Annotated in this window: 15 protein-coding genes; 14 read left to right on the top strand and 1 reads right to left on the bottom strand. The window is 55.8% G+C overall.

Going from position 1 to position 12996, the window contains the following annotated elements; translation table 11 throughout:
* Window positions 1–173 precede the first annotated feature (173 nt).
* From recA to hflX, 9 genes are all read left to right on the top strand, one after another.
* Window positions 174–1229 (top strand): recombinase RecA, encoded by a 1056-nt coding sequence (gene recA, locus Q0G18_RS01625; RefSeq protein ID WP_297148899.1) that lies wholly within the window; start codon window positions 174–176, stop codon window positions 1227–1229.
* A gap of 6 nt (window positions 1230–1235) precedes the next feature.
* On the top strand, window positions 1236–1802 hold the full coding sequence (locus Q0G18_RS01620; RefSeq protein WP_297148896.1) for a regulatory protein RecX: 567 nt from the start codon (window positions 1236–1238) through the stop codon (window positions 1800–1802).
* Between the two features lie 217 nt (window positions 1803–2019).
* Window positions 2020–3552 carry a ribonuclease Y gene (rny, locus tag Q0G18_RS01615; protein ID WP_296058835.1) on the top strand — a complete coding sequence of 511 codons (1533 nt, stop codon included), beginning with the start codon at window positions 2020–2022 and terminating at the stop codon, window positions 3550–3552.
* 3 nt (window positions 3553–3555) lie between these two features.
* Window positions 3556–4656, top strand: a complete 1101-nt coding sequence (locus Q0G18_RS01610; protein ID WP_297148894.1) for an ATP-binding protein — start codon at window positions 3556–3558, stop codon at window positions 4654–4656.
* 132 nt (window positions 4657–4788) lie between these two features.
* The gene (locus Q0G18_RS01605; RefSeq protein ID WP_366513193.1) at window positions 4789–5106 is read left to right on the top strand and encodes a stage V sporulation protein S; all 318 of its coding nucleotides are present in this window, start codon (window positions 4789–4791) and stop codon (window positions 5104–5106) included.
* 6 nt (window positions 5107–5112) lie between these two features.
* Complete coding sequence (miaB, locus tag Q0G18_RS01600; RefSeq protein WP_297148891.1) at window positions 5113–6483, top strand: tRNA (N6-isopentenyl adenosine(37)-C2)-methylthiotransferase MiaB; 1371 nt, start codon at window positions 5113–5115, stop codon at window positions 6481–6483.
* Window positions 6484–6488: 5 nt separating this feature from the next.
* Entirely contained in the window at window positions 6489–7460 is a 972-nt protein-coding gene (miaA, locus tag Q0G18_RS01595; protein WP_297148889.1) for a tRNA (adenosine(37)-N6)-dimethylallyltransferase MiaA, read from the top strand.
* 25 nt (window positions 7461–7485) lie between these two features.
* Window positions 7486–8403 (top strand): diaminopimelate epimerase, encoded by a 918-nt coding sequence (dapF, locus tag Q0G18_RS01590; RefSeq protein WP_297148887.1) that lies wholly within the window; start codon window positions 7486–7488, stop codon window positions 8401–8403.
* Window positions 8404–8405: 2 nt separating this feature from the next.
* Window positions 8406–9746, top strand: coding sequence for a GTPase HflX (gene hflX, locus Q0G18_RS01585; RefSeq protein WP_297148965.1), 1341 nt, complete (start codon window positions 8406–8408; stop codon window positions 9744–9746).
* Here the strand turns inward: hflX and lexA are convergent.
* Window positions 9706–10356: a transcriptional repressor LexA gene (gene lexA / locus Q0G18_RS01580; RefSeq protein ID WP_297148885.1), complete on the bottom strand. Its 651-nt coding sequence runs from the start codon at window positions 10354–10356 to the stop codon at window positions 9706–9708. The genes hflX and lexA overlap by 41 nt on opposite strands.
* 115 nt (window positions 10357–10471) lie before the next feature.
* Between lexA and Q0G18_RS01575 the strand changes: the two genes are divergently transcribed.
* The 5 genes from Q0G18_RS01575 to nadA form a co-directional block, all read left to right on the top strand.
* On the top strand, window positions 10472–10810 hold the full coding sequence (locus Q0G18_RS01575) for a hypothetical protein (protein ID WP_297148882.1): 339 nt from the start codon (window positions 10472–10474) through the stop codon (window positions 10808–10810).
* A 117-nt stretch (window positions 10811–10927) separates the two neighbouring features.
* Window positions 10928–11374, top strand: a complete 447-nt coding sequence (gene nrdR, locus Q0G18_RS01570; RefSeq protein WP_296058818.1) for a transcriptional regulator NrdR — start codon at window positions 10928–10930, stop codon at window positions 11372–11374.
* 3 nt (window positions 11375–11377) lie between these two features.
* Window positions 11378–11827: a dUTP diphosphatase gene (gene dut / locus Q0G18_RS01565; protein WP_296058816.1), complete on the top strand. Its 450-nt coding sequence runs from the start codon at window positions 11378–11380 to the stop codon at window positions 11825–11827.
* Window positions 11828–11945: 118 nt separating this feature from the next.
* Window positions 11946–12335: a hypothetical protein gene (locus tag Q0G18_RS01560; RefSeq protein WP_297148880.1), complete on the top strand. Its 390-nt coding sequence runs from the start codon at window positions 11946–11948 to the stop codon at window positions 12333–12335.
* 229 nt (window positions 12336–12564) lie between these two features.
* Window positions 12565–12996, top strand: a 432-nt coding sequence (gene nadA, locus Q0G18_RS01555; RefSeq protein ID WP_297148878.1) for a quinolinate synthase NadA, incomplete at its 3' end; no start/stop codon positions are given.

Below are 12996 nucleotides of genomic sequence, written 5' to 3'. Positions count from 1 at the left end.
TTTCCTGCAGATAAGCTGCCAGAAATCGGGAAGGTTTTCGTAAAAGCTCTGCCAGAATGCGACGTTACGATTCTGCTGAGGCAAGTTCCACTGCGAGTCTTGACTCACAAACGTTTGTTCGTATAATGAGGAGCTATGACATGGACGAAATCGCCGTAATCGGAGGAGAAGGAATGAACGACGAAAAAGCCAAGATGCTCAAGATCACAACCGATCAGATCGAGCAGAAATTCGGTCGGGGATCGATCATGAAGCTTGGCGAAGGAGGCGAGCGCCTCAACATCGGCGTCATTCCAACTGGGGCCTTGCCGCTCGACGCAGCCCTCGGAATCGGAGGCGTGCCTCGTGGCCGCATCATCGAGATCTACGGCCCTGAATCATCGGGCAAGACAACCCTTGCCCTCCAGATTCTCGCCGAAGCCCAAGCGATGGGCGGTGTGGTCGCCTTCATCGATGCCGAGCATGCGCTCGACCCTGTGTATGCCGCACGCCTCGGTGTCGACATCGACGAGGTGCTCATTTCCCAGCCCGACACGGGCGAGCAAGCGCTCGAAATCTGCGATATGCTCGTGCGCTCCGGTGCGATCGACGCCGTCGTAGTTGACTCGGTCGCGGCGCTGGTCCCCCGAGCTGAAATCGAAGGCGAGATGGGTGACACCACTGTCGGACTTCAGGCGCGACTCATGTCCCAGGCGCTGCGCAAACTCGCAGGCTCCCTTTCAAAATCGAACACAACCTGCATCTTCATCAACCAGCTCCGCGAGAAGATCGGCGTGATGTTTGGCAACCCCGAAACTACCACAGGCGGCCGCGCCCTGAAGTTCTTCTCCAGCGTGCGTATCGATATTCGCCGCATCGACAGCATTAAGAAGGACGGCGAAGTCGTGGGCAACCGCGTTCGCGCAAAAGTCGTCAAAAACAAGGTCGCGCCTCCGTTTCGCCAGGCCGAGTTCGACCTCATGTACGGCGAGGGAATCTCCCGTGAGGGCTGCATCGTCGATATGGCCGTCGAATGCGGCGTCGCAAAGAAGAGCGGCGCGTGGTATACCTACGGCGAAGAGCGCTTGGGACAGGGCCGCGAGGCTGCGAAGGCTACGTTGCGTCAAAACCCCGAGATGAGGGAAGAGCTCGAAAACAAAGTTCGTGAAGCATTTGAAATCCCCATCCCGACGCGCACCGCAGAAGAAGCCGATGCAGTCACCCCCGTCGCCAAACCGAAGAAGAAATAGCTGTTCATGGCAACGCTCGTCGACATAGAGCAGCTCAAGCGCAATATCAGGGAAATCGAGTCCTCCTCCGTTTATGAAGAGACCAGCTTGGCGGAGGAGGAGACAAAGGCCTTCAAGAAGATTCTGAAACTTGCAAGCATCCGTGAACAAGCGAGCAAGAAGCTCCATGAGCGGCTCATCAAGGACGGCTTCAGCGAGCAGGCTGTTTCGAACGCCCTTGGGCGCGCAATCGAAGCGCACATCGTCGACGACGCGCGCTATGCCGAAGCCTTCATGCGCACCCAGCTGGCGCAGGGCAAAGGCCGCCGCGGCATTGAGCGCGCCCTCGAACAACTCGATATCGACTCGCCTTCGGAAGAAACATGGCAGCTCGCCTACGAGCAATTTGGAGACGATGAGCTTAAACGAGCGATCGCGCTATTAAACCGAAAACCACCACGGTCGAAGAATCTTCGAGAAGGCGCCTATCGTAAGCTCGTCCAAAAGGGCTACAGCGCAGACGTCGCCGCTTCCGCCGCGAGACGCTGGAGCGAGTCTCTTGCTGCTCCTGATCGCGAATATTTCGCCGACTAAGCGAGCATTTTCGCATTTTTTAACCTTGAGGGTTATATGACCAGCAAACATACTCTATTATGTATGGAGGCATAAGTGATTTGCGTCCCTTGAGGGACTTCATATATATCTATAACCCAATATGACGCTCCTTTTGATACGCGTTTCGCTTTGGCCCGGCATTGTCCGGGTTTTTTATGCCATGACTACTGGAAACCAAAAAGGGAAGGGGGAGCATATGCCCGGAATTGCATGGCTGATCATCGGCGCAATCGTCGGCATAGCTCTCGGCTTCGTCATCACCCGCTATGTAATCAACGCCTCGACGAAGAAAGCTGCTCAAGAGGCCGACGACATGATTGCTGACGCAAAACGACAAGCCGAGACGATGCGCAAAGAGGCGGTCCTCGAAGCAAAGGATCAGGCTCTCAAACTCAAGCAGGAAGCCGAAGCGGAAAACAAGGAGCGCATGAAAGAGGTGCGCGCCGCTGAGAACCGCGTCTCCCAGCGTGAAGAATCGCTCGATCGTCGCGTTGAGTCACTCGACGCAAGGGAGCATCAAATTTCCTCGTTGCAGGGTCAGATCGAACGCCGCGAGCGCGATGTCGCTCAAGTCGAGCAAGAAGCATCGCAGCGCCTTGAGCGCATCGCGGGCATGACGCCCGAGGAAGCGAAGAACGAACTGCTCACCTCGCTGAAGGATGAGGTTGCTCACGAATCTGCCGCGATCATCCGCGATGCGGAAGCGCAGGCGAAAGCCGAGGCAGACAAGAAGTCCCGCATGATCTTGAGCCTCGCCATCCAGCGCGTGGCTGCCGACCATTCGGCTGAGAACACGGTGTCGACGATTCATATCCCGTCCGACGACCTCAAAGGCCGCATTATCGGACGAGAAGGCCGCAATATCCGTTCGTTCGAGCAGCTCACCGGCACGAACCTCATCATCGACGACACTCCCGAGTGCGTCACCATTTCATGCTTCGACCCCGTTCGCCGCGAAATTGGTCGCGTCACGATGGAGAACCTCATCGCTGACGGCCGCATCCACCCTGCGCGCATTGAGGAGATGTTCGGCAAAGCCGAGCAGTACGTTAACCAGCGCGTTCGCGAAGCGGGCGAGCAAGCGGCTTTCGACACGGGGATCCACGACCTGCATCCCGAGCTCGTAAGAACCTTAGGCCGCCTTCGTTACCGTACCTCGTACGGTCAAAACGTGCTCAACCACTCGCTCGAGGTTGCATATCTCTCCGGCGTCATGGCCTCCGAACTTGGGCTCGACCCGATTCCCGCCAAGCGAGCCGGCTTGCTGCACGACCTAGGCAAGGCGGTCGACCACGAAGTCGAGGGCAGCCATGCCGTCATCGGCGCAGACCTTGCACGCCGCTTCGGAGAGCGTCCCGAAATCGTCCACGCGATCGAAGCACACCACAACGACGTCGAGCCGAACAGCGTCCTCGACGTACTCGTGCAGGCCGCCGACGCCGTTTCCGCTGCGCGCCCTGGTGCACGTAAAGAAACCCTCGACGCATATGTCAAGCGTCTTGAGAAGCTCGAGGAAATCGCCAACTCCTACAAGGGCGTCGAGCGCACCTACGCTATCCAGGCCGGCCGCGAAGTTCGCGTCATGGTCGAGCCCGAAGTTGTCGACGAGGCTCAGACCGTCGTCTTAGCTCACGATATCGCTCACCGCATTGAGAGCGAGATGCAGTACCCGGGCCAGGTCAAGGTCGTTGTCATCCGCGAAAGCCGAGCCATCGGGATCGCAAAATAATACATGGGTGCATCGGATCTCGAACAATTCGTTGATTCCATCTGTGACGAAAGCCATCTCCGAATCGAAGACGATTTAGGGGATGGCTTCGTTCGTCTTCGTACGTCCGAAGCGGAGCGGCGTCAAGCTGCCCACGACATCCGCTCAACCGAGGACATCGTCATCGAGTTGCTTCGCAACGCGCGAGACGCCCATGCCCGCACCATTTTCCTCGCGGTTGGCCGCGACGGAGACACCCGAAAGCTTACGATGCTCGACGACGGGGACGGCATTCCGCCCGCCTTGCACGAAAAGATCTTCGAACCGCGCGTCACCTCCAAGCTCGATTCAGTCCACATGGACAAATGGGGAGTCCACGGCAGGGGAATGGCCCTCTACTCGATCAAGGTAAACTCGACGCAGGCAAAAGTTCTCACGTCGGACAAGGATTTCGGTAGCGCGATTTACGTCGAAACCGACCTCACCAAACTTCCAGAACGCGCCGATCAATCAACCTTCCCTACGTTCGAAGTAACGGAATCGGGAACCTACTCGATGCGAGGGCCGAAAAACATCGTCCGCACCGCAACGGAATTCGCCCTCGAATCGAGGAAGGCATGCTCGGTTTATTGGGGTTCGGCGACCGAAATCGCCGCCACGCTCTACGAGTTCGGGGCGACGACCACTTCTCCTGCCCTTCGGGCCTTCTGCAAAGACCCGCTCGAGCTGCCGGTATGCAAACGCCTCTGCACTGCTTCCGATCCGGCAAGCTTCGCCGAAATCGCAGAAGGATTGGGGCTCTCGCTTTCAGAGCGCTCCGCCCGCCGAATCTTAAATGAGGAGATCAAACCCATCATTCCATTGGCCGAATTCGTAAGGACTCAGGCGATTCCCGCAAAGGAAAAGGCACGCGAAACCTCGAAAGCGGCCAGCCAGAAAGCCGTCAATCGCGACGGCAGGTCGCTTCGTCTCTGCGATGAGGACAAAGCAATGCTCGCGGATTCCTGCAAGGATGCCTTCCTCGATATCGCCAATCGGTATTACCTTGATCCGCTCGGCGCACCGGAAGTGAAGGTCGGCCCCCAAAAGATCGAGATCACCCTGCGCTTCGATAAGCTGAGATAGCCGTTTGCGCAGGTTGCCACGCTGATGAGTAATTGCTATCATTTCTCTCAGTGACATAAATACCACCACTGAAACACACTACGAAACGACAAGGAAATGCTCGTGACAACCCCATCGGAATCGCAGCCGTCAATCGGTTGCTTAAAAGTGTCGTCGAAATCCTCTCCTGCATCTGTCGCTGGAGCGATCGCTGGCATGATCAAGGATGGACTTCACGTCGACATCCAAGCGGTAGGGGCCGGTGCCGTGAACCAAGCGGTCAAAGCCATCGCAATCTCGCGTGGCTTCCTATCTCCCGTGGGCATCGAAATCGTATGCGCCCCATCCTTTGCCGACATCGTTATCGATGGCGAATACCGAACTGCCATCCGTTTCACCGTTGAACCGCGCGGCGCCGTGATACCTTCCATCGCCGCTGAACAGAAAACCGCCAACCCTACGGAGCGCTGATACCGCATGCATTCACCCATCAATGGGCTTACGTTCTGCATCCACACCTTCGGATGCCAAATGAATAAACACGATTCCGAGCGCATAGCGGGCATGCTCGAGGCGCTCGGAGCACTCATGGTAGAAACCGTTGAGGAATCCGATGTCGTGGTCTTTATGACCTGCTGCGTCCGAGAAGCAGCCGATACGCGCCTCTATGGCCAGGTCGCCTCCATGAAAAACATTCCACTTCGTGCAGAATCTCCTCTGTCGAAGCGCGTCATCGCTGTCGGCGGCTGCATCGGGCAGCGCGATGGGGAGAAGCTCACTGAGGCCCTTCCTCATCTCGATGTCGTGTTCGGCACGCACAACCTCGGGTCGCTTCCACGTTTGCTCGAGGCGGCTATTGAGGGACTGGGGAAGCAGGTCGAGGTGCTCGCCGCCTCATCCGAATTCCCGACCGAGCTCCCGACAAGCCGTGAGCATTCTTGGGCGGCGTGGCTACCCATCACCATCGGATGCAACAATTTCTGCTCCTACTGCATCGTTCCGTATGTCCGCGGTCGCGAGAAATCACGCTCGATTGAGGACATCGTAGCGGAGGCCGAGCGCTATGTCGCCTCCGGCGTGAAAGAAATTACACTGCTCGGACAGAACGTGAACTCCTACGGCCGCGACCTTTACGGAAAACCCCGTTTCGCCGATATTCTCGACGCCGTCGACCAAACGGGAGTCGAGCGGCTTCGCTTCGCAACGAGCCATCCGAAGGACCTCACCGACGAGGTTATCGAGAAGTTCGGATCCTTGCGATCGCTCATGCCTGCGCTCCACCTTCCCGTGCAGTCGGGCTCCAACGCCATTCTCGCAGCAATGAACAGGCGCTATTCGCGCGACCATTACCTGCGCCTTATCAGCAAGATTCGCGACGTACGACCCGATATCGCCCTGTCGACCGACATCATCGTCGGCTTTCCAGGTGAAACGGCAAAAGATTTCGAGGACACGTACCGCCTCGTGGAAGAGGTTGGCTACCATCAAGTATTTACCTTCATCTACTCGAAGCGTGAAGGTACGCCTGCGGCGCAAATCGAAGATTCGACGCCGCGCGAGGTGATCCAGGAACGCTTCGATCGTCTCGTCGACCTCGTGCAAAAGCGCGCATTCGAGCTCAACCAACCGGATGTCGGAAGTGTTGTCCCTATCCTTGTGGAGGGATCCTCGAAACGCGATGAGCGAATGATCGCAGGCAAAAGCCCCAAGAACCAAACCATCCACGCGCTCGCTCCTCAGGGTATAACGCCGAGCGAACTTGCCGGCACGTTCGTGAACGTCAAGATCGACGACGCTAAGACATGGTACCTTTCGGGCCACGTGCTGGGCGCGGACGATCGTCTCTAAACGCCATGATCGACGAAACGGGGAAGACGACCATCAGCCTTCCGCTTATGCGCCCTGTCATCTGTGTCGTTGGTCCGACGGCATCGGGAAAGACCGACGTTGCGCAGCTGCTTGCGCGAAATCTCGGTGGGGAAGTGGTGAGTGCCGATTCTATGCAGATTTACCGAGGCATGGACATCGGCACTGGAAAGCTCCCCGAAGAGGAGCGGCTTGTTCCCCATTTTGGGTTCGACCTCGTGAACCCAGGGGAACCGTATTCGGCAGCCGTATATCAGCAATATGCAAGAGAATGCTTCTCTGATATCGACAAACGTAGAAAGAGGGCACTGCTTGTCGGGGGAACGGGACTCTACGTCCGCGCGGCAATCGATGCCTATGACTTCCCGAAAGGGGAGCAGGTCGACAACCCCGTACGCGAAAAGTGGACTGCCTACTACGAGGACAACGGAGCCGATGAGCTTTGGGAGCGGCTACGCGAGCGCGATCCCGAAAGCGCGTCCGTTATCCACCCGAACAACGTAAGACGCGTGATCAGGGCATTTGAGCTTCTCGAAGAGGGCACAACGTATGCGATCCAAAAGGAGAATCTCGCATCGATTCCTCAAGCTGTTCCTGCCAAGTTTATCGGACTCGCCGTCGATCCAGAAATACTCAACAAGCGAATCGAACGGCGTGTAGACAACATGATCGAATGCGGTCTCGTCTGCGAGGTTGAACGATTGCTCGACAAAGGCTTTCGCCAGGGTATCACCGCACCTCAGGCTATCGGATACAAGGAAATCGTATCTGCCCTCGACGGGGATATCTCGCTTGACGAGGCCATCGAGCAGATCAAGACCGCAACGCGACGATACGCAAAACGACAGCGTACATGGTTCCGCAAAGATACGCGAATTGCATGGATTGACGCGGATTCCGGAAACGCTGAAGCAATCGCAACACAAGCGCAACACTCACTTGATACAATGGGCGCCTAAGCCAACAGAAAGAGGACATGCACCTATGGAGCTTTCATTCACCAAACTTAACGGAGCTGGCAACGACTTTGTCTTCGTGGACGATCTTTCTAACGAGATCGAGCTGACCACGTCCCAGGTTTCCTGGCTTTGCGATCGTCATTTCGGCATCGGCGCCGATGGCGTCATTCTTGTGCGCCCCTCCGAACGACCGGAGTGCGCCGCCTATATGCACTACATCAACTCAGACGGAACGCTTGCCCAAATGTGCGGCAATGGCGTGCGCTGCTTCGCGAAGTTCCTCGTCGACCGTGGATACGTGCAGGCGAGCGACGGCTCGTTTGTCGCTGATACGCTCGCAGGACCGAAGCCGATCAGCTTCACTGTCGACGATGAGGATCGGATGACCCAAGCAACGGTCGATATGGGCCATCCGATCCTCGAGCCGAGCGAGGTTCCCGTTAACGCCAAGGCGAACGCAACGTCTCCGGCGGGCGCGGCCTATGCTCGCGAAATCGAAATCGACTCGCCCTGGGGGCCGTTCGCTTTCACCTGCGTCTCAATGGGCAACCCTCATGCGATCACCTTCATCAACGACTTCAATGCACTGCCGAAAGACCTGTTCACTTCCGAGGAAAGGTCACTTGCGACGCTCGACCTTGAGAAAATCGGGGCATTCTACGAGTCGAACCCCGTATTCCCCGAGAAGGCCAATATCGAGTTTGCCCATATCGGAGAGGCGGGAATCGAGATGCGCGTGTATGAGCGCGGCTGCGGCGAGACTCTTGCGTGCGGCACGGGCGCATGCGCAACCTGCGTCGCTGCTGCGTTGACCGAACGCACCGGACGCGAAAACGACCTCATCCTCCGCGGTGGCGTGCTCCACATCCTTTGGGCCGAGGACGACCATGTCATGATGACGGGACCTGCCGCCGAGTCGTTCGAGGGAACGGTAGTCCTGTAAGCATGGAGCAGTTCGCCACGGTGCTCACCAAGGGAGCGCAAACGACGTTTGAGGAACAGCGGGAACGAGCAATCCTCGTCGGGGTTGATCGTCCGAACCAGAAGTGGTCCCTCGACTCTTCGCTCGCCGAACTTGAGCGCCTCGCCGACACTGCGGGAGCTGACACCGTCGCGAAGACGACGCAGAAGCTCGAATCACCCAATCCTCGAACGTTCGTCGGAACAGGCAAAGCGGAAGAGATTGCCCAGCTTGCTCGCTCATATGCGGCGGACCTGGTCATATTCGACGATGAGCTCACCCCGTCGCAACAATCCAACCTCGAAAAGACCGTCGATAAGAGCGTCAAGATCATCGATCGCACGGCGCTCATCCTTGACATCTTCGCGCTCCATGCCACCTCGAAAGAGGGCAGGTTGCAGGTGTGCCTCGCGCAGAACCAATATCTCTACCCTCGCCTTCGCGGCATGTGGGCACATCTCGCCTCGAATCGCATGGGTGGCGGCGTCGGATCGCGCTTCGGCGAAGGCGAAAGCCAGCTCGAGGTCGACCGAAGGATGGTACGCAAGCGAATCACCTCCATCAAGCGCGAGCTCGCCCACTTAGCCGACGTGCGATCGCTTCAGCGCGAGGAACGATATTCGAGCGGCATGTTCCGCGTTGCTCTGGCCGGATATACCAATGCAGGTAAATCAAGCCTGATCAACCGCCTCTGCGACGCCGATGTCCTCAGCTATGACAAGCTCTTTGCAACCCTCGACTCCACGACAAGGAAGTTCGAGCTGCCCGAAGGGCGTGAAATAACCGTCACCGACACCGTTGGGTTTATTCAGAAACTGCCGACGACCTTGGTTGAGGCATTCAAATCGACACTCGATGAAATCACGGGAGCGCATTTGATTCTGCACGTGATTGATGCTTCCTCAAGCGAACGAGAAGGCCAACGCGATGCCGTCGACGAGACGCTCGAGCAAATCGGCGCTCAATTGATTCCCCGAATCGAGGTATTCAACAAGTGCGACCTGCTAAGCGACAAAGACATTAGCGCTCTCAAGTCCCGTTACCCGCAGGCGATTGCGATATCCGCTGCAACAGGAGAGGGGATTGAGGAGCTCGTCAAACGAACCGCGCAAGCCGCTTCAGCTGCCGATACGCATATGAGCGTCCTCATTCCCTATGCAAAGGGGGCTCTTGTTGCAAAGGCTCATGAACGCTGCCATATCGTGAGCGAAACCCACGAAGAGCAGGGGACCGCAATCACAATGTTCGTCCCCCGAAGCTATGTCAGCGCCTTTCAGCCCTACCTTACAAACGACGGAACACCGCAACAACCTTGCCCGCGATAGAGCAATTCGTGGTGATAATCGGATCCATGGAGGAGTTCTCCGGCTGAAGCCGAATATGGTCCTTCTCCTTGTAGAAGCGCTTCACGGTTGCCCCATCGTCGATGATGGCGACAACGATATCGCCGTTATTGGCAACTGGCTGCTCCTTAACGACCACGTAGTCGCCGTCGTTGATGCCTGCCTCGATCATTGATTCACCGCGCACGGACAAGAGGAACGAGGGAGCATCGCCGACAATGTCGGTCGGAAGGGAAATCGTGTCGGTAATATTCTCTTCAGCAAGAATTGGCACACCCGCAGCGACATCTCCCACAAGCGGCACGTTCACGATTTTACTAAAGCTCGGCTGAACGACATCTGGAACGGAGCTCGCCTGCACCGATGAGCCCTCAAGAGGGTAGGTAAGCGAAATCGATCGAGATTTTAAAGGGTCTCGTTTGATAAGGCCCTTTTCTTCGAGAGCCTTCAGGTGGACATGGACGGTAGAAGGGGAGGAAAGCCCCAGAGCATGGCATACCTCACGAACCGTCGGCCCGTAGCCCTTTTCCCGAATGCAATCCTCAATGCAATCGAGAACAGCTTGTTGACGCTTCGTCACTTTGGTGGCCATAGTGCGTCCTTTCAATAAATCGAACAAATGTTTGAAATAATTATTGACGTGAACCTTTGTTCGATTTATTATAAACGCGAACAAAGGTTCTACGCAAGGGCAAGGAGGCACAAAGATGGGAAATTTCGAAATGAGGTACCCCGTACACGGATCAGCCGCGCTGAAGCCCAGTTCAGCAGAGCAATCGCAATCTGCGACCATCATCGAGTTCCCAGCTACTGCGCAAAACGAGTTCGATTGGGAGTCTTTCGAACAGAACAGCACGGCAGCACAGCCTTCAGACTTCTCCCAACTCAAAGCGCTCTTCACCACGCCACTCAATGATCGCAAGATGGTGCGAAGCCTCAAAGAAGGAACCTTACGCGGCGTCTCTCACAGCGATATGAAGCCGTCACACGCAATCGCATGCGGCGTCGCAATGACAATCGCTTCGTTTATCCTGTTTTTCCTGTAAGAAACCTTTTGATGATGTCCGCATCTTCAATTGTGCGGACATCCTGATCAAAGCCGTAACGGACAATCCATACGGTATGATACCTTTAACAAAAGTAAAGTTTAAAGGAGCATGCACATGCGTTGTCCCTCCTGCGGCTACCTTGAATCAAAAGTCGTAGACTCACGCCCATCCGAAGACGGAACATCGATTAGAAGGCGCCGAGAGTGCCTGAAATGCCAACGCCGATTCACCACATACGAGCGCTTGGGCGATAACCCGCTTGTCATCGTTAAAGTCGATGGCTCGTCCGAAGCCTACGATCGCAACAAGCTGTTCAGGGGCCTGCTTATCGCATGCGCCAAGCGGCCGATTTCAAAAGAGCAGGTCGACGACTTGATCGACAGCATCGAAACCGAGCTTCGCAATACCTCACGCACCGAAATCAGATCGAAAGAACTTGGCGACATGGCGCTGAAGCGCCTTGCAAAGCTCGACGATGTCGCCTATGTCAGGTTCGCGAGCGTATACAAAGACTTTCAAAACATTGAAGAATTCGCTGAAGCACTTGAGGAGTTGCGATAAATCATGCCAGAACAGTTACTCGTTCCTATAAAACGGCTTGATGAAACCTTGGAGGTTCCCCGTTACGCATACGAGGGCGACGCAGGCGTAGACCTGCGCTCAGCCGAAGATTTTTCGCTCAAGCCCTTCGAACGAAAGCTCGTTCCAACAGGAGTCGCAATCGCACTGCCAAGAGGCTATGCAGGCTTTGTTATGCCGAGAAGCGGCCTTGCTGTGAAGCACGGAATATCTATCGTCAACACGCCGGGACTTATCGACAGCGACTACCGAGGCGAGCTGAAGGTCACCCTGATCAATCTTGACCCAAAAGATACCTTCCAAGCGCAAAAAGGCGACCGCATTGCTCAGCTCGTTATCATGAAGGTAGAGAACGCAAACTTCGAATGCAGAGACTCATTGGACGAAACCGAGCGCGGCGACTCCGGATTTGGAAGCAGCGGCGTTCAAAGCTAACGATTTCCACGGCATAGTTGCCCAAAGAAACCAAGATCGTACCTTAGAACGGCTCTCAGAGCTTCATATATGAAACCCCAGGTCAACAACTTGATAATTTACGAGACGAAGGATAACAGTGCGGAATAGCGAAGAAAAAGAGCAAAAACTCGCCTCAACGAGGAAACTGATTACGTTCGCCAACATCGCTGGACCTGTCTCGCTCATCATCGGCGGAGTCTTGCTGAGTACGGCAGGATTTATATGCTCGTTGATAGCTCGTTCGAGAATCAACACCATGCTGAAAAAACAACCGCAAGACCAAGCATTTTCACAAAAGGTCATGCAAGCGGCAAAACCAGGCGCCATTGCACTGATTATCTGCACGATAGCGCTTGTCCTTAATGTCATTTCGCTGGCGCTCGTGATGCCAGCCGTGCTCGAAGCCTCACAGACCGGTAACCTGACTACGCTTTTCGGGGGCGGTGCAGTAAACACCGCAGGAACAGCTACGTCCACCTGGGGCTAAAGCAACAACGGCGTTCCGGCAAGCCGAAACAATCTCCAATCAAACGTCTTTCAACGACCCGCTAAGCAATTGCGCCCGCTCCTAACTCTTTGATACAAAAACCTGATAATAGGCGTTATGTAAATTAGAACAAATGAAGATAAGATGTGCACTTTACAGATGACAAGTCATGTGTAAAGTACTACGTCATACTCAATCCGCGAGCAACGATACGAAACATGGAGCGAGCATGAACGAACTAGGCAATCGCGATACCAAGCCAAACGTAACGCACGCCTCAGATGCTCTGGCATCAGCGGAACACGACGCAGCCGTCAACATCGAAGCATTGTCGGCCGAAATCGAGCGGCTTAAAACAAGCCAAGACGCTGTCATCCTGGCTCATTACTATGTACCGCCTGAGGTGCAGGATGTTGCCGACTACGTTGGAGACAGCTTCGCACTGGCAAAGCTTGCCGTTGACCTTCCGCAGCAGACCATCGTGCTCTGTGGCGTGGAATTCATGGGGGAATCAGCAAAACTGCTAAACCCTGAGAAAACGGTGCTCCTGCCCGAACCTGCTGCGGACTGCCCGATGGCGCACATGATCCGCAAGGCCGACATCGACTCTATCCGCGCGAAGTACGCCGGCAACCTCGCCGTCGTATGCTACGTGAACTCC

The organism is uncultured Ellagibacter sp., assembly GCF_934636505.1.
Lineage (GTDB): Bacteria > Actinomycetota > Coriobacteriia > Coriobacteriales > Eggerthellaceae > Ellagibacter.
This window is presented reverse-complemented; position numbering and strand designations above follow the sequence as displayed.